Origin of the sequence: Mycobacterium barrassiae (genome assembly GCF_025822765.1) — a bacterium.
GTDB classification, from domain to species: Bacteria; Actinomycetota; Actinomycetes; order Mycobacteriales; family Mycobacteriaceae; genus Mycobacterium; species Mycobacterium barrassiae.
The window spans coordinates 117,898-142,995 of record NZ_JACKUK010000012.1 but is presented as its reverse complement, the minus strand read 5'-3'; the positions used below and the strand labels follow the sequence as shown (position 1 = coordinate 142,995).

General features: G+C 67.9%; 26 protein-coding genes. 13 read left to right on the top strand and 13 right to left on the bottom strand.

The features are described from left to right. Positions 1–7: 7 nt before the first annotated feature. The 8 genes from H7J93_RS03895 to H7J93_RS03860 form a co-directional block, all read right to left on the bottom strand. Complete coding sequence (locus H7J93_RS03895) at positions 8–2,215, bottom strand: malate synthase G (protein ID WP_267304977.1); 2,208 nt, start codon at positions 2,213–2,215, stop codon at positions 8–10. Between the two features lie 72 nt (positions 2,216–2,287). Continuing rightward, the gene (locus H7J93_RS03890) at positions 2,288–3,211 is read right to left on the bottom strand and encodes a polysaccharide deacetylase family protein (RefSeq protein WP_267304976.1); all 924 of its coding nucleotides are present in this window, start codon (positions 3,209–3,211) and stop codon (positions 2,288–2,290) included. Continuing rightward, complete coding sequence (locus tag H7J93_RS03885) at positions 3,204–4,268, bottom strand: hemolysin family protein (protein ID WP_267304975.1); 1,065 nt, start codon at positions 4,266–4,268, stop codon at positions 3,204–3,206. Before H7J93_RS03885 ends, H7J93_RS03890 begins: the two co-directional genes overlap by 8 nt. Then, entirely contained in the window at positions 4,268–5,629 is a 1,362-nt protein-coding gene (locus tag H7J93_RS03880; RefSeq protein WP_267304974.1) for a hemolysin family protein, read from the bottom strand. Before H7J93_RS03880 ends, H7J93_RS03885 begins: the two co-directional genes overlap by 1 nt. A gap of 205 nt (positions 5,630–5,834) precedes the next feature. Next, positions 5,835–7,271: a GuaB1 family IMP dehydrogenase-related protein gene (locus H7J93_RS03875; protein WP_267304973.1), complete on the bottom strand. Its 1,437-nt coding sequence runs from the start codon at positions 7,269–7,271 to the stop codon at positions 5,835–5,837. Positions 7,272–7,368: 97 nt separating this feature from the next. Continuing rightward, complete coding sequence (gene gnd / locus H7J93_RS03870; protein WP_267304972.1) at positions 7,369–8,829, bottom strand: NADP-dependent phosphogluconate dehydrogenase; 1,461 nt, start codon at positions 8,827–8,829, stop codon at positions 7,369–7,371. 54 nt (positions 8,830–8,883) lie between these two features. After that, positions 8,884–9,819 (bottom strand): M56 family metallopeptidase, encoded by a 936-nt coding sequence (locus H7J93_RS03865; RefSeq protein WP_267304971.1) that lies wholly within the window; start codon positions 9,817–9,819, stop codon positions 8,884–8,886. Positions 9,820–9,833: 14 nt separating this feature from the next. Continuing rightward, on the bottom strand, positions 9,834–10,250 hold the full coding sequence (locus tag H7J93_RS03860; RefSeq protein WP_267304970.1) for a BlaI/MecI/CopY family transcriptional regulator: 417 nt from the start codon (positions 10,248–10,250) through the stop codon (positions 9,834–9,836). 238 nt (positions 10,251–10,488) lie between these two features. On the opposite strand from H7J93_RS03860, the gene H7J93_RS03855 reads away from it, so the two are divergent. The 8 genes from H7J93_RS03855 (at position 10,489) to H7J93_RS03820 (ending at position 16,244) form a co-directional block, all read left to right on the top strand. Beyond that, on the top strand, positions 10,489–11,265 hold the full coding sequence (locus H7J93_RS03855) for an iron reductase (protein WP_267304969.1): 777 nt from the start codon (positions 10,489–10,491) through the stop codon (positions 11,263–11,265). Between the two features lie 182 nt (positions 11,266–11,447). Beyond that, complete coding sequence (locus H7J93_RS03850) at positions 11,448–11,852, top strand: PaaI family thioesterase (RefSeq protein ID WP_267304968.1); 405 nt, start codon at positions 11,448–11,450, stop codon at positions 11,850–11,852. Between the two features lie 54 nt (positions 11,853–11,906). Further along, positions 11,907–12,209 (top strand): urease subunit gamma, encoded by a 303-nt coding sequence (locus tag H7J93_RS03845; protein ID WP_267304967.1) that lies wholly within the window; start codon positions 11,907–11,909, stop codon positions 12,207–12,209. Next, the gene (locus H7J93_RS03840) at positions 12,206–12,538 is read left to right on the top strand and encodes an urease subunit beta (RefSeq protein WP_267304966.1); all 333 of its coding nucleotides are present in this window, start codon (positions 12,206–12,208) and stop codon (positions 12,536–12,538) included. Before H7J93_RS03845 ends, H7J93_RS03840 begins: the two co-directional genes overlap by 4 nt. A gap of 16 nt (positions 12,539–12,554) precedes the next feature. Continuing rightward, complete coding sequence (locus H7J93_RS03835; RefSeq protein WP_267304965.1) at positions 12,555–14,276, top strand: urease subunit alpha; 1,722 nt, start codon at positions 12,555–12,557, stop codon at positions 14,274–14,276. A 15-nt stretch (positions 14,277–14,291) separates the two neighbouring features. Next, positions 14,292–14,927 (top strand): urease accessory protein UreF, encoded by a 636-nt coding sequence (locus H7J93_RS03830; RefSeq protein ID WP_267304964.1) that lies wholly within the window; start codon positions 14,292–14,294, stop codon positions 14,925–14,927. A 16-nt stretch (positions 14,928–14,943) separates the two neighbouring features. After that, a complete protein-coding gene (gene ureG, locus H7J93_RS03825; RefSeq protein ID WP_267304963.1) occupies positions 14,944–15,618 on the top strand; it encodes an urease accessory protein UreG in 675 nt (224 codons plus the stop codon). Next, a complete protein-coding gene (locus tag H7J93_RS03820) occupies positions 15,618–16,244 on the top strand; it encodes an urease accessory protein UreD (protein WP_267304962.1) in 627 nt (208 codons plus the stop codon). The genes ureG and H7J93_RS03820 overlap by 1 nt, the downstream gene beginning before the upstream one ends. On the opposite strand, the gene H7J93_RS03815 is transcribed toward H7J93_RS03820, so the two are convergent. From H7J93_RS03815 to H7J93_RS03805, 3 genes are all read right to left on the bottom strand, one after another. Then, positions 16,241–17,614, bottom strand: coding sequence for an NAD(P)/FAD-dependent oxidoreductase (locus H7J93_RS03815; protein ID WP_267304961.1), 1,374 nt, complete (start codon positions 17,612–17,614; stop codon positions 16,241–16,243). The two genes, H7J93_RS03820 and H7J93_RS03815, sit on opposite strands and share 4 nt — an antisense overlap. 112 nt (positions 17,615–17,726) lie before the next feature. Beyond that, positions 17,727–18,656: an LLM class F420-dependent oxidoreductase gene (locus H7J93_RS03810; protein ID WP_267304960.1), complete on the bottom strand. Its 930-nt coding sequence runs from the start codon at positions 18,654–18,656 to the stop codon at positions 17,727–17,729. Between the two features lie 67 nt (positions 18,657–18,723). Beyond that, the gene (locus tag H7J93_RS03805) at positions 18,724–19,395 is read right to left on the bottom strand and encodes an SDR family oxidoreductase (RefSeq protein WP_267304959.1); all 672 of its coding nucleotides are present in this window, start codon (positions 19,393–19,395) and stop codon (positions 18,724–18,726) included. 202 nt (positions 19,396–19,597) lie between these two features. On the opposite strand from H7J93_RS03805, the gene H7J93_RS03800 reads away from it, so the two are divergent. From H7J93_RS03800 to H7J93_RS03790, 3 genes are all read left to right on the top strand, one after another. Then, entirely contained in the window at positions 19,598–20,398 is an 801-nt protein-coding gene (locus H7J93_RS03800) for an ABC transporter permease (protein WP_267305048.1), read from the top strand. A 6-nt stretch (positions 20,399–20,404) separates the two neighbouring features. After that, positions 20,405–21,460 (top strand): sulfate/molybdate ABC transporter ATP-binding protein, encoded by a 1,056-nt coding sequence (locus H7J93_RS03795; RefSeq protein WP_267304958.1) that lies wholly within the window; start codon positions 20,405–20,407, stop codon positions 21,458–21,460. Positions 21,461–21,680: 220 nt separating this feature from the next. Beyond that, on the top strand, positions 21,681–22,712 hold the full coding sequence (locus H7J93_RS03790) for an APA family fibronectin-binding glycoprotein (RefSeq protein WP_267304957.1): 1,032 nt from the start codon (positions 21,681–21,683) through the stop codon (positions 22,710–22,712). Between the two features lie 50 nt (positions 22,713–22,762). Here the strand turns inward: H7J93_RS03790 and H7J93_RS03785 are convergent, their stop codons facing one another. After that, positions 22,763–23,014, bottom strand: coding sequence for a CDGP domain-containing protein (locus H7J93_RS03785; RefSeq protein WP_267304956.1), 252 nt, complete (start codon positions 23,012–23,014; stop codon positions 22,763–22,765). Between the two features lie 221 nt (positions 23,015–23,235). Here H7J93_RS03785 and H7J93_RS03780 point away from each other — a divergent pair, with 221 nt between their 5' ends. Both H7J93_RS03780 and H7J93_RS03775 read left to right on the top strand, forming a co-directional pair. Continuing rightward, positions 23,236–23,541: a GlsB/YeaQ/YmgE family stress response membrane protein gene (locus H7J93_RS03780; protein WP_267304955.1), complete on the top strand. Its 306-nt coding sequence runs from the start codon at positions 23,236–23,238 to the stop codon at positions 23,539–23,541. 15 nt (positions 23,542–23,556) lie between these two features. Continuing rightward, positions 23,557–24,603: a zinc-binding alcohol dehydrogenase family protein gene (locus tag H7J93_RS03775; protein WP_267304954.1), complete on the top strand. Its 1,047-nt coding sequence runs from the start codon at positions 23,557–23,559 to the stop codon at positions 24,601–24,603. Here the strand turns inward: H7J93_RS03775 and H7J93_RS03770 are convergent. Beyond that, positions 24,600–25,079, bottom strand: coding sequence for a hypothetical protein (locus H7J93_RS03770; protein WP_267304953.1), 480 nt, complete (start codon positions 25,077–25,079; stop codon positions 24,600–24,602). The genes H7J93_RS03775 and H7J93_RS03770 overlap by 4 nt on opposite strands. Positions 25,080–25,098: the final 19 nt, after the last annotated feature.

Below are 25,098 nucleotides of genomic sequence, written 5' to 3'. Positions count from 1 at the left end.
CATCGGATCAAGCACCGCTATTGGCTGCCTTAAACTCGCGGCGCCTGCGATGCAGGATCGGTTCGGTGTAACCGTTCGGTTGTGCCGCGCCGGAGAGGATCAGTTCCTGGGCGGCCTGGAACGCCACGCTGCCCTCGGGGTCCGGTGCCATCGGCCGGAACTCCGGATCCTTCTCGTTCTGCTTGTCGACCACCGCGGCCATGCGTCGCAGGCTGGCCTTCACGTCGTCCTCGGTGATCACCCCGTGGCGCAGCCAGTTGGCCAGCAGCTGGCTCGAGATGCGAAGGGTCGCACGGTCTTCCATCAACGCGACGTTGTGGATATCAGGCACCTTCGAGCAGCCGACGCCGGCGTCGATCCAGCGCACCACGTAGCCGAGGATGGACTGGCAGTTGTTGTCGACCTCTTCGCGGATCTCCTCGGGAGCCCAGGCGAGCTCCTTCGCCAGCGGAATGGTGAGCAGGTCGTCGATCGTGGTCCGCGTCTTACCTGCGAGCTCCTTCTGCACCGCGTACACGTCGACCTCGTGATAGTGCATGGCGTGCAGCGTGGCCGCGGTCGGCGACGGCACCCACGCGGTGGTGGCGCCGGCCTTGGGCTGACCGATCTTCTGCTCGACCATGTCGGCCATCAGGTCGGTCATCGCCCACATGCCCTTGCCGATCTGTGCGCGCCCGGAGAATCCGGTGGCCAGCCCGATGTCGACGTTCTGGTCCTCGTAAGCCAGGATCCACGGCTGAGTCTTCATGGAACCCTTGCGGATCATCGGGCCCGCTTCCATCGACGTGTGGATCTCGTCGCCGGTGCGGTCCAGGAAGCCGGTGTTGATGAACACCACGCGGTCGGCGGCCGCCTTGATGCAGGCCTTGAGGTTGACGGTGGTGCGGCGTTCCTCGTCCATGATGCCGACCTTGATCGTGTTCGGCGGCAGTCCGAGGACGTCCTCGACGCGGCCGAACAGCTCGACGGTGAACGCGACCTCTTCGGGACCGTGCATCTTGGGCTTGACGATGTAGATCGAGCCGGTGCGGCTGTTGACCTTCGGGCCGTTCCCATCGCCGGACTTCAGCCCGTGGATCGCGATCAGGCTGGTGAACAACGCGTCCTGGATGCCTTCCGGCACCTCTGTGCCTTCTTCGCCATCGGCGCCTGTCACGATCGCGTCGTTGGTCATCAGGTGCCCGACGTTGCGCACGAACAGCAGGCTGCGGCCGGGCAGCGTCAGCTGGCCCTCGCCGTCCGGGGTGGTGTAGACGCGGTCCTCGTTGAGCACCCGGGTGAAGGTCTTGCCGTCCTTGCTGACCTCTTCGGCGAGGTCGCCGCGGTTCAGGCCCAGCCAGTTGCGGTAACCGAGCACCTTGTCATCGGCGTCGACGGCGGCCACCGAGTCCTCGAAGTCCATGATCGTGGTGATCGCGGACTCCAGGACGACGTCCTTGATGCCTGCCGGATCGGTGGCGCCGACGGGGGAGTCGGGGTCGATCAGGATCTCGACGTGCAGACCGTGGTTGCGCAGCAGCACCGACCAGGACGGCGAACCGAGTTCACCGGTGTAACCGACGAACTGCTCGGGCGTCGCTAGGCCGGTGGACAGCCCGTCACCCAGCGTGATGACCAGCTGGCCCTCGTCGATCTTGATACCGGTGGCGTCGTTCCACGCGCCGGTGGCAAGCGGCGCGGCACCGTCGAGAAAGCGGCGGGCATACGCGATGACCTTGTCGCCGCGAATCTTGTTGTAGCTGGTGCCCTTTTCGGCGCCGTCGTCCTCGGGGATGACGTCGGTGCCGTACAGCGCGTCGTACAGCGAGCCCCACCGGGCGTTCGCGGCGTTCAGCGCGAAGCGGGCGTTGAGGATCGGGACGACGAGCTGCGGGCCTGCGGTGGTGGTGATCTCGTCATCCACGCCCGCGGTGGTGATGGTGAAGTCCTCGGGCTCGGGCAGCAGGTACCCGATCTCGGTGAGGAACTGCCGGTAGGCCTCGGCGTCGATCGGCTCGATGACCCGCTGGCGGTGCCACTTGTCGATGCGGGCCTGCAGCTCGTCGCGCTTGGCGAGCAGCTCCTGGTTCTTGGGCGTCAGATCGGCGACGACCTTGTCCACACCGGACCAGAAGGTGTCGGGGTCGAGGTCGGTACCCGGCAGCGCCTCGTTGTTGATGAAGTCGTACAGCACCTGGGCAACACGCAGGTTGCCCACCTTCACGCGATCGGTCATATTTCCTCCCTCGCCTGCAAAGGCGCGTTGGACGCAGTGCCGTCGATCCAGCTTACCCGCGGGTAATGGCAGCTATTCCTGCGCTCCCGCTGCGGCTTTTTCGCGCTCGACCGCTTCCGTTGTCGCGCGGTTCACCGCGGTGGCGAGCAGCGCCTCGCACCGCTGCGCCAGCCGCTCCCGCAGCGGCGCTGCCCGGTCGGCAATCTGCTGCTGGATCCGCACGTATTCGGCCCGTCCCGCCGGCGTCTCGATGGCGATCGGCTCGAATCCGTAGTCGCGAAGATCGTAGGGGCTGGCCCGCATGTCGAGTTCACGGGCCTGCGCTGCGAGGTCGAGACAGTCCATCACCAGCATCGAATCGACCAGCGGCCCCAGCTTGTAGGCGTACTTGTAGCAATCCATCGCGGCGTGCAGGCAGCCCGGTTGCTCCGAGTGGATCTGGCCGTCGCGGGACAATTGCTCGCTGTTGAGCTCGGTCGCAGGGTCGGTGAAGAACCGGAAGGCGTCGAAATGGCTGCACCGCAACGGCATCGATTCGACCACCGCATCCGTGCCTTCGGCGCCCAGCCGCAGCGGCACACGGTCGTGGCGCACGGACCGCGCCCGGTAGACCATCGCCCATTCGTGCAGCCCGAAGCAGTTCAGTCGCGCCGGCCGCGACGCGGTCGCCCGCAACAGCCTGGTGATGAACCGCACGGTCTCGGCCCGGCTCTGGAGGTAGTCGCGGGTCACGGTCACCCCGTGCGGTGCGCGGCCGTAGCCGGTGCGGCCCAGATAGCGAGCCGCCGAGTCGCCCGCGAGCACGACACCGAACCCGGGATGCCACCACCGCAGCTGCCGGGGCCGCAACCTGTAGTAGGTGAACAGGAAGTCCCAGACGGGGTGGGGCTGCCCGGCCGGCGAGCGGTAGACCCGTAGGAAGTCGTCGACGCGGTCGCGGTGGTGTTGTGCTCGGGCGGTCCAATCGCGCTCGTCGAGCACGAGCGCATCAGACACGGTGGGTCCCGTCGCGCACGGTGCCGACGAGGTCCTCGACCAGGTCTTCCAGCGCGACCATCGCCGAGATGCTGCCGTCGGGCGCGGTCAGCAGTGCCAGGTGAGCGTTCTCCCGTCGCAGCCTTGAGAGCGCGTCGGGCAGCGACATCGACGCCGGCACCCGCGGCAGCGGCCGCACCATCGAGGCGTCCAGCACGGCGTTGTCCGTGTTGGGGTCGTCGACCAGCGGCAGGACGTCCTTGATGTGCAGGTACCCCACGAACTCGCCGGACAGGCCGCTGACCGGGAAGCGCGAGTAGCCGGTTTCGGCGAGCGCCTCCTCGATCGCCGCCAGGGTGGGCCCGCAGCCCTCGCGCGCCACCGGGACGGTCCTGATCTCGCTGAGCGGCATGGCAACGTCGCTGGCGACGCGGTTGCGGATCTGCAAAGCGCGGGTCAGCCGGCTGTGCTCCTCCTGGTCGAGCAGCCCCTCAGACACCGACTCGGCGATCATCTCGGACAGCTCGACGGTCGACACCGTGACGTCGAGTTCGTCCTTCGGTTCGACCCCCATGGCGCGCAACGTGGTGTTGGCGCACCAGTTGTAGAAGGCCACGAACGGGCGGGCCAGCCGGACGTAGACCAGGTAGACCGGGATCAGCAGCATCGCCGCCGATTCGGGCCCGGCGATCGCGATGTTCTTCGGGACCATCTCGCCGAGCAGCACGTGCAGCGTCACCACGACGGCAAGTGCGACGAAGAACGACACCGTGTGCAGCACCGAGTCGGGGATGCCGAAAAGATCGAACGGCTTCTCCAGCAGATGCGCGACCGCGGGCTCGCCGACCCGGCCCAGCAGGATCGAGCAGATCGTGATGCCCAGCTGGGCTCCGGCGAGCATCAGCGACAGGTTCTCGCCGGCGCGGATGACGGTCACCGCGCTCTTCTTGCCCTGCTCGGCCAGCGCTTCGAGCCGGTCGCGACGCGCCGAGATCAGCGCGAACTCCGACGCGACGAAGAACGCGTTCGCGCCGAGCAACAGCACGGTCAGCAGCACGCCGAAGATGTCGCCGCCCATCAGCTCTCATCTCCTGTGCTGCGGCGGCCGAGTTCGGTCAGCTCGAGCAGGTCGATGCGCCTGCCGTCCATGCGGACCACGGTGGCCAGCCAGCGAATCGGGTCGTCCAGCGCGACGCCGTCGGGGTCGAACGCCGTCAACTCCACCGACTCGGCCTGCTCGGGAATGTGCCCGAGCTTCTCGAGCACCAGTCCGCCGATGGTTTCGTAATCGCCTTCGGGCGCACGGAAACCCGTGGCCTCGGCGACTTCGTCGATGCGAAGCAGCCCCGACACCTGCCAGCCCTTGCCTGCGGGAACCACGTCGGGGGGTTCGACGTCGTGCTCGTCGCGCACATCGCCGACGATCTCCTCGATGAGGTCCTCCATGGTGACCATGCCCGCGGTGCCACCGTATTCGTCGACGACGAGTGCGGTCTGCAATCCGTTGGCACGAATCTGTGTCATCACCGCGTCGCCGTCGAGCGTCGAGGGCACCTTGGCGATGGGCAGCGCCAAGCTGGCCAACGGGGTGGTGCTGCGACGCGCCGCGGGCACCTCGAACACCTGCTTGACGTGCGCGATGCCGATCGTCTCGTCGAGATCGCCCTGGATGATCGGGAAACGTGAGTGGCCGGTCTTGATGGCCGCGGCCACCAGGTCTGCGGCGGTGTCGTCGGATTCCAGCGCTTCGATCTTCGCCCTCGGGGTCATCAATTCCTCGGCGGTGCGTTCACCGAACTGCAGGGATCGGTCGACGAGCACCGCGGTGACGGGATCGAGCGCGCCACTGCGTGCCGAGCTGCGCACCAGTGACACCAGTTCCTGCGGGGAGCGGGCCGAGCGCAACTCCTCCGCAGGCTCGATGCCCAGTCGGCGCAGGATCCAGTTGGCGGTGCCGTTGGTCAGCCGGATCAGCGGGGTGAACAGCGTCGAGAACACCAGTTGCGGGCCCGCCGACCAGCGCGCCGTCTGCACCGGCCTGGCCACCGCCAGGTTCTTGGGCACCAGCTCGCCGAACACCATCGACAGCGAGGTGGCGATCACCACGGCGAAGAACAGCGCGAGGCCGCCGGCGAAGCGTTCGGGCACACCGATCGCGTCCAGACCGGGCCGGATCAGCCGCCCGACGACGGGTTCGGCCAGGTAGCCGGTGGCCAGCGTGGTGATCGAGATGCCCACCTGTGCGCCGGAGAGCTGGAACGACAGCGTGCGGTGGGCGCGCTGCACCATCAGGTCGCGACGGTCGCCGCTGCGCGCGTTGGCCTCGACGGTGCTGCGTTCGAGTGCGGTCAGCGAGAACTCCGCGGCGACGAACACCGCGGTGCCGATGGTCAGCAGGATGATGGCGGCGATGGAGAGCAGCGAGGTGGCGAGTGTCATGCCGAGAGTCCTCGTGGTCTCGCCGGTAGTGAGCCGGGCCTTCCGCCCGGCCGACTAGAAGAGGGCTCGGCGTCGGACGGTTCGTCGCCGGGCCGCTCGGCCCGGAAGCTCGCGGCCTCAACGGGTGCCTGCGGCACAGGGTCCCTTTCGAGTAGGCGCTGAAAAAGTGAAATCTATGGTAGCCGGTGGCGGCGGGCCGAGGGGCTTACCAGCCGGTCGGCAGCGGATGACCCTCGGCGAACCCCGCCGGGGACTGCACGCCGAGCACGACCTTCTCGTGTAGCTCGGCGAGGTTGGTGGCGCCGACGTAGGTGCACGTGCTGCGCACCCCCGAGGTGATGTGGTCGAGCAGGTCTTCCACTCCGCCCCGGGACGGGTCGAGCCCCATCCGCGACGTCGAGATGCCCTCCTCGAACAACGCCTTGCGGGCCTGGTCGAACGGATCGTCGGCGGCGGTGCGTGCCGCCACGGCGCGCTTGGACGCCATGCCGTAGCTCTCCTTGTACGGGCGGTCCTCGCGGTCGCGCATCAGGTCGCCCGGCGATTCATAGGTGCCGGCGAACCACGAGCCGATCATCACGTTCGACGCCCCGGCGGCGAGCGCCAGCGCGACGTCGCGCGGGTGCCGGACACCGCCGTCGGCCCACACGTGGGCACCGAGTTGCTTTGCCGCAGTAGCACATTCGAGCACCGCGGAGAACTGAGGCCGACCCACGCCCGTCATCATCCGGGTCGTGCACATCGCGCCGGGTCCGACGCCGACCTTGACGATCGACGCGCCCGCCGAGATCAGGTCACGGGTGCCCTCGGCGGACACCACGTTGCCAGCGACCAGCGGCAGTCCGAGGTCGAGCGACGCGACGGCCTTGATGGCGTCCAGCATCTTGACCTGGTGGCCATGTGCGGTGTCGATCACCAGCAGGTCGACCCCGGCCTCGGCCAGGCTGCGGGCCTTCGCGCCGACGTCGCCGTTGATGCCCACCGCCGCGGCGATGCGCAACCGGCCGCTGTCGTCGACGGCGGGGGTGTAGATGCCGGCGCGGATGGCCGCGGTTCGGGTCAGCACACCGGCCAGCGTGCCGTCGGCCTCGGTCATCACCGCCACGTCGATCGGGGCGTGTTCGAGCAGGTCGAACACCTTTCGTGGGTCCGTGCCCACCGGCGCGCCGACGAAGTCGGACACCGCGATGTCGCGGACCCGGGTGAAGCGGTCCACGCCGACGCAGCCGGCCTCGGTGACCAGGCCGATGGGCCGTCCCTCGAAGGCGACGACGGCGGCGCCGTGGGCACGCTTGTGGATCAGGGCCGTCGCATCCGACACCGAGTCGTCGGGGGAGAGCACCACCGGGGTGTCGACGACGAGGTCGCGGCTCTTGACGAAGTCGACCGTCTGCTGGACCGCCGCGGTCGGAAGGTCTTGCGGCAGAACGACAAGGCCGCCGCGACGCGCCACCGTCTCGGCCATCCGGCGGCCGGCGACGGCGGTCATGTTGGCCACCACAATCGGGATCGTCGTGCCCGAGCCGTCCGACGTCGACAGGTCGACGTCCATCCGCGACAGCACATCGGAGCGACTGGGGACGATGAAGACGTCGTTGTAGGTCAGGTCGAAAGCGGGCTCGTGGCCGTGAAGAAATTTCATCTCACCCCAAGTCTAGTTGCCGCCGAGACTGCTGACAGATCGCGATTCCAGCCCAACTCACGATCTGTACGCAGTCTCGACGAGGTGGGGATCCGGGCTAGGCCTCGATCTCGCTGCGATCGCCGCTCCACAGCGTGTGGAACCGCGCGCTCGGGTCGGCGTCGATGCGGCCGTAGGTGTGGGCGCCGAAGAAGTCGCGCAGGCCCTGCGTGAGCGCGGCGGGCAGCCGCTCGGTGCGCAGCCCGTCGTAGTACGACAACGCCGACGAGAAGCCAGGGATCGGGATGCCGAGCTCCGTCGCGGTCACCACGACACGTCGCCAGCTGTCGATCGCGGACTCGATGGCGCTGCGGAAGTACGGCGCCACGATCAGCGTCGGCAGCTCGGGGTTCTCGTCGAAGGCCTCTTTGATGCGATTGAGGAACTTGGCCCGGATGATGCAGCCGCCGCGCCAGATGGTCGCCATATCGCCCGGGTTGATACCCCAGTTGTATTCGGCACTGCCGGCCTGTATCTGATTGAAGCCCTGCGCGTAGGCGATGATCTTCGACGCGTACAGCGCCTTGCTCACGTCGTCGATGAATTGCTTTGCATCGCTGGGCTTCTCGCCCAGATCGCCGGACGCCAGACCCGTCGTGGCCTTGCGCTGGGCGACAGAGCCCGACAGCGCACGAGCGAACACCGCCTCGGCGATCCCCGTCACCGGCACCCCGAGGTCGAGCGCCGATTTCACCGTCCACCGGCCGGTGCCCTTCTGCTCGGCCTCGTCGAGGATGAGGTCGACGAGCGGCTTGCCTGTCTTGGTGTCGGTCTGCCGCAACACCTCGGCGGTGATCTCGATGAGGAAGCTGTCCAGGTCGCCCTTGTTCCATTCGGCGAACACATCGGCGATCTCGGGCGCCGTCAGTCCCAACCCATCGCGCAGCAGCTGGTAGGCCTCGCCGATCAGCTGCATGTCCGAGTACTCGATGCCGTTGTGCACCATCTTCACGAAGTGTCCGGCGCCGTCGGGGCCGATGTGGGTGCAGCAGGGCACGCCGTCGACGTGTGCGGAGATCTCCTCGAGCAGCGGTCCGAGCGACTTGTACGACTCCGCAGGCCCGCCGGGCATGATCGACGGCCCCTTCAGGGCGCCCTCCTCGCCGCCGGAGATGCCCGCGCCGACGAAGTGCAGGCCGCGCTCGCGGATCGCCTTCTCCCGACGGATGGTGTCGGTGTAGAGCGCGTTGCCGCCGTCGATGATGATGTCGCCTTCCTCCATCGCGTCGGCGAGCTCGTTGATCACGGCGTCGGTCGCTTCGCCGGCCTTGACCATGATGATCACTCGGCGCGGCTTCTCAAGGGCGGCAAGGAATTCGGGAATGGTCTCGCTGCGGATGAACTTGCCCTCCGAGCCGTGTTCGGCCAACAGCGCGTCGGTCTTGGCGACAGACCGGTTGTGCAGCGCCACGGTGTATCCGTGGTGCGCGAAGTTGCGCGCGAGGTTGGATCCCATCACGGCGAGGCCGGTGACCCCGATCTGAGCGGTGCCGTTCGTGGGATTTTCAGACGAGCTCATACGGGCAGCCTTTCGTGTTTTGTTGTGCAGAACCGGGCTACTGCTGACAAACGCCTACGCGGTGAACAAACGATTCAACTCGGTCAACCATGGCAGGACCACCGCGACGGTGGGAACCACCAGTACCGCCGCAGCGGCGGTGTAGGCGCCGGCGGCCAACGCCAGACTGTTGCCGCGGCCGCCGAGGCGCTGCACCCGGGCCACGGTCGTCGGCCCACCGGCGGCCAGCGCACCCGCAGGTGTGCGGCCCGTCGCGCAAGCCACCAACGCGCGAGCCAGGGGAGTCGGACCGGCTGCGCGCACCGCCGCATCGTCGGCCAGCATCTCGATCAACAACCGCACGGCGTCCAGCGCGCTGGCGCTCCGCACGAACCGCGGGAACGCGGCATGCACCGCCATGAACATCTCGAGCACCAGGTCATGCCGCGCGCGCAGATGTGCGCGCTCATGCGTCAGGATGGCGGCGATCTCGTTGTCCTCCAACGTGGTCAGCGTGCCCTCGCTGACCACCACCCGGCTCCGCACGCCGGGTAGGCAGTAGGCCAATGGCTCCTCGACGTCGAGAATGCGCAAACCGTGCCCGGCGTGGGTGTGCTTCCGCGACGTGCCCACCAGGTCGACGACCATCCGATGATGTGCACGCCTGCGCCGGGTTGCGATGGCGACCTGCACGACGGCGATCGCGAGCCGCGCCCCGATCACCAGCGTGAGTGCGAACACCGCGAGGTAAGTGAGCCACAGCGGCCAACCGAGGGCGTCGATCTCGCTGGCGAAGGTCGCGGTCGGCCTGCCGTCCGGACCGGGCGCGAAAAGCCTGCTCGCGATGGCGATTCCCGCCGAGAAGGCCGACAGGACCGCGGCAAGTGCGATGGCCTGCCACAAGACGATTGCCGCCCGTGGCGCCCGCGACGGCCAGGTAGCCCGCGCCAGCATCGCAGGCACCGGTCCCGACAGGACCAGCGCCATGACGGTGAAGGCCAGCGCGGACACGCTGTAAGTGTCTCTCAGCCGGTGCCCGGATTACCAGCGGGTGGGGGTATCCGGTGTTTGTCTTCCAGCTCGGCAAGAGCGCGCCGCAGAGCCGCCGCTTCATCGGCACCCACGCGCTCGACGAAGTGCACGAGCGCGGCCTCGCGGCCGCCGGAGTCGGCGGCCTGATCCAGGGCATCGACCATCAAGCCGGCGACCAGTTCGTCGCGGCCGTGGGTGGGCGCGTATCGATGGGCCCGATCATCGCGGTGCTGAACGACGAGATTCTTCTTCGCCAACCGCTGCAGCACGGTCATGATCGTGGTGTACGCCAGGTCGCGCCTGGCCGACAGCGCCTCGTGAACCTGGCGCACGGTCTGGGGTTCTCGCGCGGACCAGAGGTGGTCCATCACCGCGCGTTCCAATTCCCCTAAACGCGTCAATTTGGCCATCGTGTTCATCTCCTAGAGACGGTAGATCCAGCGTACTACGGGTTTACTACCGTGCGTCGTATCGCGCACGCCTACGTCGCTCGAGCACGCTGGCGTGCGCGCTCGACGGGACGGTTCGGCGCCGTCCTTCCGAGGTCACCGCCCCTGTTCCGAACCCTGTGAGTCCAGTCACAGGGTCTGGCCTTGGTGATTGGCCTGACTATAGTAAGGCTAACCTAAGCTACCTCAGGAGGTCTCAATGACGGTTCTGGTCGACGACCCGCTCATCGCGAGCATGGAGATCGAGCAGATGCTGCCGTTGCACGAGTCGAGCCGCCGGTTGCGCGAGCTGTACCCCGAGTGTCCGCGCGTTTACGGCGTCGCCGTGATCGGCGACCTGTCGCGCAGACGTTGGTGGCCGCTGATGCAGGCGCTGACCACCGACCGCCTGCATTCGATGTTCGCGCTGGCGTCCGAAGAGACCGAGAACCGCGCCGCGGTCGCCCAGCAGCTGGCCGCGACCCTGGCGCACGTGGTCATCGGACGGGTCATTCCGCTGCTCGTGCTCGAGGGGCGCGCCTGGGACACCGGCCTGGAGAACCTCTGGGTGCACGTGGATTCGGAAGGTGCAATCGATTGGGTCGGGGTCGTCGATCCGATGCTGCGCGCACTGCCCGACGATCCGTTCTTCGCCGGCAGTTCGGTGCGGGCACACAATTCTGCACGCGACGGGATTGTCGCCCTGCCCAACGAGGCGGCGCTGACGACCTGGATCGCCCACCGCAGTCATCGCACCCTCGAGCCGTTGTTCGCAAAGCTCGCGCAGGTCAGCGATTCCGCGATCTCCATCGCGTCCATGTGGCACATCGTCGGCGCCGCGGTGGTGGGTGCCGCGACGCAGGTGCCGCTGCTCGCAGGTTCGAGCGAGGTGACCAGCATGCGCCGCGGCCAGGCGGTGCTCGATGCGCTGGTCGGCTTCGGCCTGCCGGTCCGGGGCCTGACGAGAACACCGGCAGGGAAGGTCTTGCTTAATTAGGGCAGCCTTGCCTATGCTCCAAGAGCGAAACAACGTGTACTACCGGACCGCGCCGGAGTCCTGAGGGCTGCAGTGACTCCCGGTCCACACGAAGGACAGGCCCCGCACCATGTGCGGGGCCTGTCCGCATTTCGGGGGTCACCGCTCGCAGCGGCGCCGAGGCGACCGTGTAGACAATCTGCGTGAGCTCAGACATCCCCTCCGGCTTGGGCGCCGGGTTCGACAAAGAGATCGGCCTCGAATTCGTCGAGTTGACCCCCGACGGCGGTACAGCGCGTCTGCGGATCGACGACAAACTGCTTCAGCCGTGGGGGATCGTGCACGGCGGCGTCTACTGCGCGGTCGTCGAGAGCCTCGCCAGCGTCTCGGGTCAGCTGTGGCTGAGCGAACACGGTGGCGGCAACGTCGTCGGGGTCAACAACAACACCGATTTCCTGCGCGCGATCTCGTCGGGCACGGTGACGGCGGTCTCGACCCCCATTCACCGCGGCCGAAGCCAGCAGCTGTGGTTGATCACGATCACCGACGAGAACGAGCGGGTCGTCGCTCGCGGCCAGGTGCGGCTGCAGAATCTGGCGGCCAAGTAGCCGCCGCCGTTCCTCGCGCTGCTGAGGTGTGCAGGGCGTGGCAATATCCCCGGCATGCGATTAACGCCGCATGAACAGGACCGGCTTCTGTTGTCATACGCCGCCGAACTGGCGCGCCGCAGGCAGGCTCGTGGCCTCAAGCTCAATCACCCCGAGGCGGTCGCGGTGATCACCGACCATCTCCTCGAGGGGGCCCGCGACGGCTGCACGGTCGCGGAGCTGATGGCCAGTGGCCGTGAGGTTCTCAGCCGCGACGACGTGATGGACGGCGTCCCGGAGATGCTCGAGGACGTCCAGGTGGAGGCGACGTTCCCGGACGGCACGAAACTCGTGACCGTCCACCACCCGATCCCATGACCGCCGATCGCCCGTCATGGGCTCCCGGCGAGATCGTCTACGGCGACGGCGATATCGAGATCAACCCGGGCGCGCCGCGGCTCGAGATGGAGATCGTCAACACCGGCGACCGACCCGTCCAGGTCGGCAGTCACGTGCACCTGCCGCAGAGCAATTCCGCGTTGCAGTTCGACCGCGACGCCGCGTACGGGCATCGGCTCGACATCCCCGCCGGTACCGCGGTGCGGTTCGAACCCGGTGTCGCCCAGCAAGTCCGGTTGGTTCCACTGACCGGATCGCGCGAGGTGTACGGGCTGAGCCTGCAGCCGCCGGGCAAATTGGACAATTGACGAGCAGAGGACACAGATGAGCGCTGTTTCCCGGTCCAGATACGCCGCGCTGTTCGGGCCGACCACCGGTGACCGCATCCGGCTGGCCGACACGGATCTGTTCGTCGAGATCACCGAGGACCGCAGTGGTGGCCCCGGCCTCGCCGGTGACGAGGCGGTGTTCGGCGGCGGCAAGGTGCTGCGCGAGTCGATGGGCATGGGCCGCGCCACCCGTGCCGACGGTGCACCCGACACGGTGATCACCGGTGCCGTGATCATCGATTTCTGGGGAATCATCAAGGCGGACATCGGTATTCGTGACGGTCGCATCTGCGCGATCGGCAAGGCCGGCAATCCCGACATCATGTCCGGTGTCCACCCCGACTTGGTGGTGGGCCCGTCGACCGAAGTCATCGCAGGCAACGGTCGCATCGTCACGGCCGGGGCGATCGACTGCCACGTGCACCTGATCTGTCCGCAGATCAAGGAGGAAGCGCTCGGCGCCGGCATCACGACGATCGTCGCAGGCGGCACCGGCCCGGCCGAGGGCAGCAAGGCCACCACGGTCACACCGGGGGCGTGGCATCTGGGCCGCATGTTGGAAGCGCTGGACTCGTGGCCGATGAACATCGCGTTGCTCGGTAAGGGCAACACGGTCAGCAGCGAGGCGATGTGGGAGCAGTTGCGCGGCGGCGCAGCAGGATTCAAGCTCCACGAGGACTGGGGGACCACCCCGGCCGCGATCGACGCGTGCCTGACGGTGAGCGACGCGGCCGGAGTGCAGGCCAACATCCACACCGACACCCTCAACGAGGCCGGCTTCGTCGAGGACACGCTCGCCGCGATCAAGGGCCGGTCGATCCACGCGTACCACACCGAGGGCGCAGGCGGTGGGCACGCACCCGACATCATCACCGTCGCAAGCCATCCCAACGTGCTGCCGAGTTCGACCAACCCGACGCGGCCGCACACGGTCAACACGCTCGACGAGCATCTCGACATGTTGATGGTGTGCCATCACCTCAACCCCAGCGTCCCCGAGGATCTCGCGTTCGCCGAGAGCCGGATCCGCCCGTCCACGATCGCCGCCGAGGACCTGCTGCACGACATCGGCGCGATCTCGATGATCGGCAGCGACGCCCAGGCGATGGGCCGCATCGGCGAGGTGGTCATGCGGACGTGGCAGACCGCGCATGTGATGAAGCGCCGCCGCGGATTTCTGCCAGGCGATACACACGCGGACAACGCCCGGGCGCAGCGCTATGTCGCGAAGTACACGATCTGCCCGGCCGTCGCACACGGCCTGGACCACGAGATCGGGTCCGTGGAGGTCGGCAAGCTCGCCGACCTCGTGCTGTGGGAGCCGGCGTTCTTCGGCGTGCGTCCACACGCGGTGGTCAAGGGCGGCATGATCGCCTGGGCGGCAATGGGGGACGCCAACGCGTCGATCCCGACGCCGCAGCCCGTGCTACCGCGGCCGATGTTCGGTGCCGAGCCCGCGGCCGCCGCTGCGACGTCGGTGCACTTCGTATCCCAACAAGCCGTCGACGACGGGCTCGCCGAGCGGCTCGCTGTCAGTCGCCGACTCGTCGCGGTCAAGGATGTCCGCGGCGTCGGCAAGGCCCAGATGCCGCACAACGACGCGCTTCCCGACATCAAGGTCGATCCCGACACCTTCACCGTCCGCATCGACGGCGAGGTGTGGCAGGAGGACCCCGCCGTCGAATTGCCGATGGCGCAACGTTATTTCCTGTTCTGAGGGGTCTGACCTTCGATGACCAACCTGGCGACGCTGCTGACGCTGTCGGACTCGCGGCTGCCCACCGGCGGGCACGTGCATTCCGGCGGCGTCGAGGAGGCCGTCGCCGAGGGCCTGGTGCGCGACCTCGCCACGTTGCGGGCGTTTCTGCGCCGGCGGATCCGAACCACGGGGTTGGTGAGCGCGTCGATCGCCGCCGCCGTGCACAGCGGCAGCCTGACCGCCGCCCAGGCCGACTCCGAGATCGACGCCCGCACACCGGCGCCCGCCGTCCGCCAGGCCTCCCGCGCGCAGGGACGCGGGCTCCTGCGGCTGGCGCGACGGGTCTGGCCGGACGAGCGCTGGGAAGCGTTGGGCGCCACCCCGCATCTGCCCGTGGTCGCAGGTGTGGTCGGCGCGGCCAGTGGGCTGGAGCCGGAGCAGACCGCGCTGACAGTCGTCTATACGACGATGACCAACTCAGCGACAGCCGCGCAACGGCTCCTGGCGCTCGACCCCGGCGACGTGGCGGCGCTGACGTTCGAGCTCGCCGCGCTGTGCGACCAGACCGCGCTCTCGGCGAGCAAGGAGCTTGCCGACCTGTCCGATCCGCTGCTCGACGTGCTGGCCCAGCGACACAGCCACCGCGAGCGACCGCTGTTCGCCTCCTGAAAGAGAAGAGCCCCTCATGCCACCGCATTTCCTCGACGGCCAACCACACGGCCATGCCGATCGCCCCAAACGTCAACGGGCTGCGGGGGAGCCGCTGCGCATCGGCGTCGGTGGGCCCGTCGGCTCGGGCAAGACGGCGCTCGTCGCCGCGCTGTGCAGGCAACTGCGCGACGAATTGTCACTTGCCGTGCTCACCAACGACATCTACACCACCGAGGACGCCGACTTCCTGCGTCGTCATGCGGTGCTGCCCGACGGCCGGATCGCCGCGGTGCAGACGGGCGGCTGCCCACACACCGCGATCCGGGACGACATCACCGCGAATCTCGATGCGATCGACGACCTCATCGCAGGCAACGACCGGCTCGACCTCATCCTGGTGGAATCCGGTGGGGATAACCTGACGGCCACCTTCTCCTCCGGGCTCGTCGACGTACAGATCTTCGTCATCGACGTCGCGGGCGGTGACAAGGTGCCGCGCAAGGGCGGGCCGGGGGTGACCTACTCGGATCTGCTGGTCATCAACAAGACCGACCTCGCTCCGCTTGTCGGGGCCGACCTGGACGTGATGCGCCGCGACGCGGCCGCCGTGCGCGGTGGCCGGCCGGCCGTACTGATCTCGCTCACCGAAGACCCCGCCGCAACGGACGTATTGACCTGGGTCCGTGAGCAATTGCGAGTGCCCGTCTGATGCGCTCCGACGTGCTTATCGTCGCGCGCCGCGACCGACGGCCGCGCATCGAATCCACGGGTGGACTCGCCGCGCGCGAAACCGAACCCGAGACCGTGCACCTGGTGTCGACGGCGGCCACCCCGCTCGGCGGCGACTCCCTCTGTGTGCGCATCGTCGTGGAACCGGGCGCACGCCTGCGGGTACGGACCGCCGCGGCGACGGTGACGCTGCCCGGACCCATCACCCATGAGTCGCATTCGATCTGGGATCTTGAAGTCGCGGGTGAACTCGACCTCGATCCAGAACCCACGGTCGTCGCCGCCACCTCCCGCCACCTCACCTCGACACGACTCGCGCTCGGCGAGGCAGGCCGCGCCAGGCTGCGGGAACGCATTCAGATCGGCAGAAGCGGTGAGCGGCAAGGGTTCTGGTCCGGGTCGCTGCACGCCGACGTGGACGGATCGGCGCTGTTGCGGCACCGCATCGAACTGGGCCGCGGCTCGGTGGCCGACGACGAGTTGTCCGCGCCGATGGCGTGCATCAGCGAATTGCACTATCCCGAAACGGAAGTCGACACCGCAGGCATGGCGCTTGCATTGGCCGGCGGCGGCTGCCTGTCGACCTGGCAGGGCGAGCGGCTCTAGACAGCCGCTCTCTCGGGATCCTGTACCAGGGCCGCGATCTCCTCGAGCTCTTCGATCCTGGTACGGGCGTACGCCTGCTGTTCGGTGATGGTCAGGTTGCCGCGCGCCGTCGACAGGAACGTCACCGTCCACGACACCAACGTGGTGAGCTTGCGCCGGAATCCGACCAGATACACCAGGTGCAGCACCAGCCACGCCAGCCAGGCGATGAAGCCGCCGAACTCCAGTGGTCCGATCTTGGCGACCGCCGAGAACCGTGACACCGTCGCCATCGAGCCCTTGTCGAAGTACTGGAACGGCTCGCGCTTTTCGGGGTCGGCGCCCTTGAGCTCCGCCTTGATGGCCTTGGCGGCGTACCTGCCGCCCTGGATGGCGCCCTGCGCCTGGCCGGGAACGCCTTCGACGGCGGCCATGTCGCCGACGACGAACACGTTGCGATGACCGGGAACGGTGAGGTCGGGCAGTACCTTCACCCGGCCCGCCCGATCGATCTCGGCATCGCACTGCTCGGCGATGTCGCGACCGAGCGGGCTCGCCGCCACACCCGCCGACCAGACCTTCGTCGCGCACTCAATACGGCGGAATTCGCCGCTGGGATCCTTGACGGTGATGCCGTTGCGGTCGACGTCGGTGACCATCGCGCCGAGCTGGATCTCGACGCCCATCTTCTCCAGGCGCGCCTGAGCCTTCTTGCCGAGCTTCTCACCCATCGGAGGCAGCACGGCCGGCGCGGCGTCGAGCAGGATCACCCGCGCGGTGGTCGTATCGATGTGCCGGAACGAGCCTTTGAGCGTGTGATCGGCGAGTTCGGCGATCTGCCCGGCCATTTCGACACCCGTCGGCCCGGCCCCGACGACGGTGAACGTCAGCAGCTTCTCCCGGCGAGCGGGATCGTTGGACCGCTCGGCCTGCTCGAAGGCGCCGAGGATGCGGGCACGCAGCTCCAGCGCGTCGTCGATCGACTTCATGCCCGGCGCCCACTCCGCGAAATGGTCGTTGCCGAAGTAGGACTGACCCGCACCCGCCGCGACAATCAGCGTGTCGTACGGGGTGACGTACGTGTGCCCGAGCAGCTCCGACTTGACGGTCTGGTTGGTCAGGTCGATGTGCGTCACGTTGCCGAGCAGTACCTGCGCGTTCTTCTGCTTGCGCAGGATCATCCGGGTCGGCGGGGCGATCTCACCCGACGGGATGATGCCCGTGGCGACCTGGTACAGCAGCGGCTGGAACAGGTGGTGGGTGGTCTTGGCGATGAGCTTGATGTCCACGTCGGCCCGCTTGAGCGCCTTGGCGGCGGTCAGCCCACCGAACCCCGAACCGATGATGACGACTTTGTGCCTATCAGTTGCAGTGGCTCCGGGATGGCTCATGTTCGGGCTCCTCGACGGTGCGTCACGTGCATTTACTACCCATTACGGTAGTCGCCCGAACCTCCGATGGCCGCATCGATGGGCTGTGGTGTTTCCCACGTCAGGGCGGGAATTACCCCGTCAGATGCGGTTTCAGCGCCTCCGCGACCGCCGTGACGCCGCCCGGCTGATAGCCGTTGAGGCTTGTCACCGGGCTCAGGATGACGCCGGTGATGCCCGCATCGAGCACCTTGGTCTTGATCTGCTCGGCGACGCGCTCGGCGCTGCCGAACACCGCCTGCTGCCTGAAGTCCTCGGGGATCAGGTCTTCGGTGACGTTCTCGTCGATGATCGCGATGACCAGCATGCTCGTCTCGAGCGTGGCCGGATCCCGACCGATCTCCTCGCAGCGAGCCTTGACCACGTCGAGCTTGCGGGGCAGTTCGTCGAACCCTGCGATGACGTTCAGGTGGTCGAAGTGCTTGACCGCCAACGGGATCGTCTTCTTCTCGCCGCTGCCGCCGATCATCAGCGGAATGTGGTCGCGGAAGCGGGGTTCGGCCATGGCCTCTTTCGTGCGGTAGTACTTGCCGTCCACCGTCGGCCGCTCACCCTTGAGCATCGGCAGGATGATGTCGAGCGCCTCGCCGAGCTTGTTGAAACGATCGGTGAAGGTGCCGAATTCGAAGCCGAGGGAGTCGTGTTCGAGTTCGTACCACCCCGTGCCGATGCCGAGGATCGCGCGTCCCTGGCTGATCACGTCGAGGGTGGTGATCGCCTTGGCCAGCAGCGTGGGATTGCGGTAGGTGTTCCCGGTGACCAGCGTGCCCAGTTGGACGCGCTCGGTCGCGGTGGCCAGTGCGCCGAGGGCGGTGTACGCCTCGAGCATCGGCTGGTCCGGGGTGCCGAGACCCGGCAGTTGGTAGAAGTGGTCCATCACGAAGACGGAGTCGAAGCCTGCGGCCTCGGCTTCCTGAGCCTGCGCGATGACCGTGGGGAAGATTTCGGCGACGCCGGTGCCGTACGAGAAGTTGGGGATCTGAAGTCCGAGTTTGATGGTCACGCCTTCACGTAACCACAACTAAGCGGGGCGGTCACCCCGCTTTAGCTTTCGGCGAACGAAGGAATATTCAGCCGAAGTTTGCGAGCGCACCGTGGCTGACGTGCAGCGTCTGCCCGGTGATGTGCCGCGCGGCGGGCGTGGTCAGGAACAACGCGAGCCGGCTGATCTCCTGGGCCACCGACGGCGGGGTACGCGACAGGCCGTCGTAGCCGGGCTCGGCGCTGCGGCCGGACGCGACCGCGTTGACGGTGATGCCGCGGATCCCGAAGTGCGCCGCCTGTCCGGCGGTCCAATCGGACACCGCCGCCTTGACGGCCGCTCCCGCGCTGCCCTCGGCCGGGTTCTCGGGCACGACGTTGATGATCGTCCCGCCCGACCGCAGGTGATCGCCGAGGATCTGCACGGTGAGCACGGCCGAGAGCGCGGTGCTCTCGAGCGATTTACGCCATGCGGTCGCCAGATCGGACAGGGTGTACGTCCGCGGATCGCCGGCGTCCCAATCCGGGGCGGGCACATTGACGATGGTGTCCAGATGGTGGGGGAACTGGCCTCGCGCCGCCTCCAGGCTCGCGGGGTCGGTGTTGTCGAGGACGATGGCGTCGACCTCGAGTTCCTTCGCGGTCACCTCGAGGTCGTCGCGGCGTGCGCCCACGACGACGACCCGATGGCCCGCGTCACGGAAGCTAGCTGCGATTGTTCGGCCCAGATCGGTGTCGCCACCGGTGACAAGCACCTCCATGGCAAGGACCTCCTCCGTGTTCAACGCTGAACCCCAGTCGTTGCACCAGAATGTTACTGGACAGTAGCTACTGGAGGAAACACGGCGCGCAGCACTCGGCCCCACATCGCGTCACAAGTGCCATAGGGTCGTGATCTGTGAAGCCCATCGCGGCGGCGACCACCTCGAACATCAGCCCGATTCCCGCAGCTCGCGCCACGCCTTGACCCCGTCGGCCGTCCTCCCTCGCTGGATCTATGTCCCCGCTGCGCTCGGGGCGTTGTTCGTCGCTGTGCCCCTCGTGGCGGTGGCGGCCAAAGTCGACTGGCCGCACTTCTGGTCGTTGATCACCAGCCCGGCATCGCTGTCGGCATTGGAGCTGAGTCTGCGAACCGCGACCGCGAGCACGGTCCTGTGCCTGATCCTCGGCGTGCCGATGGCGCTGGTGTTCGCGCGCAGCGAGGCCAGAGTGGTCCGGACGGTTCGGCCGTTGATTCTGCTGCCGCTGGTGCTCCCGCCGGTGGTCGGTGGCATCGCGCTGCTCTACGCGTACGGTCGCCTGGGCCTGATCGGCGAGTACCTGGACGCCGCGGGCATTCAGATCGCATTCACCACGACCGCCGTCGTGCTGGCGCAGACGTTCGTGTCGCTGCCGTTCCTGGTCATCTCGTTGGAGGGCGCCGCGCGTACCGCCGGAAATGACTACGAGGTGGTCGCCGCGACGCTGGGGGCCAAGCCCACCACCGTGTGGTGGCGGGTCACCCTCCCGCTGCTGGCCCCCGGACTGGTGTCCGGCGCGGTGCTGGCCTTCGCAAGGGCGTTGGGCGAGTTCGGCGCGACCCTGACGTTCGCCGGTTCTCGCGAGGGCGTCACCCGCACGCTGCCGCTGGAGATCTATCTGCAACGCGAGAGCGACGCCGACTCCGCGGTCGCCCTGTCGTTGCTGCTCGTCGTGGTCGCCGCGGTCGTCGTCGTCGGCCTTGGCAGCAGGCGCCTGCGTACCGGGGGCGCCAATGCGTGGTGAGTCATCGTGACCGACATCAGCGTGCGCGCGGTGGTCGAAAACCGCGGTGTAGACATCGAATTCGCGGTTGGCGCCGGAGAGGTCCTCGCCGTGCTCGGCCCCAACGGGGCGGGTAAGTCGACGACGCTGCACGTGATCGCCGGTCTGGTGCGGCCTGACGACGGTGTCGTTCGTGTCGGCGGACGCGTGCTGACCGACACTTCGACCGGCACGCACGTCGCCACGCATGACCGCCGGGTCGGATTGCTGCTGCAGGATCCGCTGTTGTTCCCGCATCTGAGCGTCGCCGCGAATGTCGCGTTCTCGCCGCGCTGCACCAAAGCGGATGCGGCGCGCTGGCTGGACGAGGTCGAGGCCGGCGACCTTGCCGACCGCATGCCGCGACAGCTGTCCGGGGGACAGGCGCAGCGGATCGCGCTGGCCCGCGCGCTGGCGGCCGAACCGGACGTGCTGTTGCTCGACGAGCCGTTGGCCGGCCTCGACGTGGGGGTCGCGGCCGCGATGCGCACCCTGTTGAGCCGTGTGATGGCCCGCGACGGTCGTTCGGCCGTGTTGATCACCCACGATCTGGTCGACGTTCTGACCCTCGCCGACACTGTGCTCATCCTCGAAGAGGGCAAGATCGCCGAAAAGGGTTCGACCGCATCGGTTTTGGCGTCGCCGCGGAGCAAGTTCGGGGCGCGCTTCGCCGGTGTGAACCTGGTCGTCGGCACCGCCGGCGACGACGGAGTGCTGACGACGCCCTGGGGCCCCTGGCACGGCGTCGCCGGACCGGATGTCGTCGCGGGGCGTCCCGCGGTGGCCTTGTTCTCGCCGGCGGCAGTCGCGGTGTACCGGGACAAGCCGCACGGCAGCCCCCGCAACACGATCGCGGTGACGGTCGCCGAACTCGACAGCCACGGGTCCTCGATCCGGGTGCGCGCCGAGGACCAGCTGGACGGCGCTCCCGGTCTCGCCGCAGACATCACCACCGACTCGGCCGCCGAACTGCGACTGACCCCGGGGGAGCGGGTCTACTTCTCGGTCAAAGCACAGGAGGTCACCCTGCTCCCGAGCCCGTAACGGCGGGGCCGGCTGACACGAATTACCGACTGGATCGCGCCGACACAGGGCGCACGTCCGACACGGCCACCCCCGCGCCACGCGCCGGGGCCCTCGTCATGTCAGCAATCACTCATTATCCCACTGACTGGCGGTTTATCGTCCACAGCAATGTCACAATTTGGCACAATTGGAGCACCCCACACTTGCGTCACGACGGTAACACGGTAGTTTCTTTCCCATGGATCAGCCGGACGCCACAGGCGCACACCGCAAGGGCCTCTCGAAGTCGCTGGCGCTCGCAGCGCTGACCGGTGCCACCGCAGTGGCGCTCGCGCTGCCGTCGATCGCGCAAGCACAGCCGGAGCCCACGCCGACGCCCGAGCCGCCGCCGAGCGGCAACACGTTCATGCAGGGGCCGCCGCCTCCGCCCGCAGATCCCAATGCGCCGCCTCCTCCGCCGGCCGATCCGAACGCACCTCCGCCTCCGCCGGCGGATCCGAATGCGCCGCCTCCTCCGCCGGCCGATCCCAACGCCCCGGCGCCGCCGCCCGTTGACCCCGGGCGGGTCGACAACGCCGCGGGCGGATTGAGCTTCGTCGTGCCCGCGGGTTGGAAGGTCTCCGACGCCACCCAACTGTCCTACGGCCAGGCGCTGTTGACGAAGGTCGCTCCGGAAGGTGCTGAGCCGCCGAACGATACGAGCGTGCTTCTCGGGCGGCTCGACCTGAAGTTGTTCGCAGGCGCCGAAACCGACAACACCAAGGCGGCGCAACGGCTTGCGTCCGATATGGGCGAGTTCTTCATGCCGTTCCCCGGCACGCGGGTGAACCAGAAGACAGTTCAGCTCGATGCCGCGGGCATGCCGGGTGTGGCGTCCTACTACGAGGTGAAGTTCACCGACACCAACAAGCCGACCGGTCAGATCTGGGCGGGCGTCGTGGGTGAGCCCGTCGAACCCGGTACGCCGCGCGGTCAGCGCACCCCGCAGCGCTGGTTCGTCGTCTGGCTCGGGACCGAAACCAACCCGGTGCCACAGGAAGAGGCCATCGCGCTGGCCAACTCGATCCGGCCGTACACGCCGCCGGCCGCGCCTCCGCCTCCGGACCCGAACGCACCGCCTCCGCCCCCGGGCACGCCTCCGCCGCCTGCCGATCCGAATGCGCCGCCGCCTCCGCCGGCAGATCCCAACGCGCCGGCCGCGCGGCCGGGTGTCGGGGTGGCCGTGCCGGTCGCGCCGGAGGCAGCGCCAGGAATGCTCCCGCCGTCCTGACGGGCTGACGGACCCGCCGCGGGGCCCCGAAACCTAACTGGCAGTTGGTCTCAGGGGCCAACCCGCGGCGGCTGGGCGGTGGCGACGTTCACGATGAAGCAGTTGGTCCCGCCGAAGCCGAGCACACCGGTGGTCTGGCAGCGTTCGAAGTTTCCGTCGGGTGCAACCGGTCCGTCGCAGATTTCGCCGCCGCCCCACGGGGTCCAGCCCGCCTGGCATCCGGCGCTGGCCGGAGCAGCCAAGGCCACGGCGATACCGCTTGCCGTCAAGGCACTGATCGCCAGCGCAACAAGTGCTTTCATACCTCCACCTCCCCAAGCGGTACCGGTGCTGACCGGTACATAGCCGTCCCGCGGTGCAGACCGCGTTATACACAGGTTATGCCGTCGTGACCGATTAGGAATCGCAATTTGACGACTACTGATCTTGACCGTGGTAACGGCTGAATCGTTATCCAGAACCGGTATAGCTGAAGGTGGCCCAGCGGCCCCGCTGGTGCCAGGGCCAGCGATAGGAGATCCCGATGGACATCATTGCGGCTACCGAGTTCCTCGGAGAAAGGTCCAGCACGCTCACCAGCGTCGGCTGGATCGGCTACATCATCATCGGGGCGCTTGCCGGTTGGATCGCCGGAAAGATCGTCAAGGGCAGCGGATCCGGCATTGTGATGAACATCGTGATCGGAATCGTCGGTGCCTTGATCGGCGGCTTCCTCCTCAGCTTCTGGTTCAACACCGCTGAGGGCGGTTGGTGGTTCACCTTCTTCACCGCGATCCTCGGTTCGGTCATTCTGCTTTGGCTCGTCGGTCTGGTGCAGAAAAAGACCTAGCGTCACGATGGGGTGATGAGCACCCCAACGATGAGTGCATGGCGGGTTCGGCGGCCGGGGCCGATGAGCAGTCGGCCACTGGAGCACGTCACCGCGGAGGTACCGCAGCCCGCACCCGGTGAGCTTCTCGTCGCGGTGCGGGCATGCGGCGTGTGCCGCACCGACCTCCACGTCGCCGAGGGCGACCTGCCCGTGCACCGCCATGAGGTCATCCCGGGCCATGAGGTGGTGGCCGAAGTCATCCAAATCGGCCCCGGCGTCGGCACTGAAAACGCTGCTGCGACAACGGCGGACGGTGAGTTCGCCGTCGGCGACCGCGTCGGCATCGCCTGGCTCCGGCACACGTGCGGCACGTGCAAGTACTGCCGGAGCGGCAACGAGAACCTGTGCCCGGAATCTCGCTACACCGGGTGGGACGCCGATGGCGGATACGCCGAATTCGCCACTGTCCCAGCTGCTTACGCACACCACCTGCCGCAGGGCTACTCTGATACCGAGCTGGCGCCGCTGCTCTGTGCGGGCATCATCGGCTATCGCGCACTGCTGAGAGCCGAACTGCCGCCCGGCGGGCGTCTTGGCATCTACGGCTTCGGGGGAAGCGCACACCTCACGGCACAGGTGGCGCTCGCGCAGGGGGCCGAGGTGCATGTGATGACGCGCGGCGAGAAGGCGAAGGAATTGGCGTTGGCTCTCGGCGCCGCGTCGGTTCAGGGTGCCGTCGACCGTCCGCCGGTGCCGCTGGACTCCGCGATCCTCTTCGCGCCCGTCGGCGATCTGGTGCTGCCCGCGATGGAGGCACTGGACCGCGGCGGCACGCTGGCCGTCGCAGGCATCCACCTGTCGGACATCCCGCCGATGAACTACCAGCGGCACCTCTTCCAGGAGCGCCAGCTGCGGTCGGTGGCGTCGAACACGCGCGCCGACGCCCGTGAGTTCCTGGCTTTCGCAGGTACTCATCGCCTCGAGGTGACGAGCCCGGAGTACCCCCTCGGCAAGGCCGATCAGGCGCTCGCCGACCTCAGCGCCGGACGCATCTCAGGTGCCGCGGTCCTGGTCGTCTAAAGCGCTGCGAGCGCGGCGCCGAGCCGGCCCGCCAAGTCTCCGCGGCCGTACCGGTAGAGCGGTCCCGTGCCGTCGCCCAAGACGAGGCGCAACCGCGCCATGCCGCGGGCACTGACCGGCCGGGGCGAGTGCAGCCGCAGCGTGATCGCGTCGATGAGGTCTTCGGCCGCTGCGATGTTGGTGGAGTGCACCGGTATCCGTGAGGACAGCGCCCGAATACCGGCGCTGTCGGCGACAGCGGCGCGCAGCGACCGTGCGATAGCCTCTCTCTCGGCCGTCGAGGTCAGACGGGCCTCATGCGCTGCGAGCGCACTGCCTGCCGGAGCGGGGACGCCGACGGCGAGCTGCCGGTCGAAGTGCTCGGCGCGCAGGCGTGCCTGCACCCGTGACATCAGTGAGGGCCGGGGGCGCGCGTCGGGTGAGGCGGTGGCGGCGATGGTGGAAAGAACGTCGGCTGGAATCTTGTTGTCAGCCATTGGGTATCTACCTCTTAGC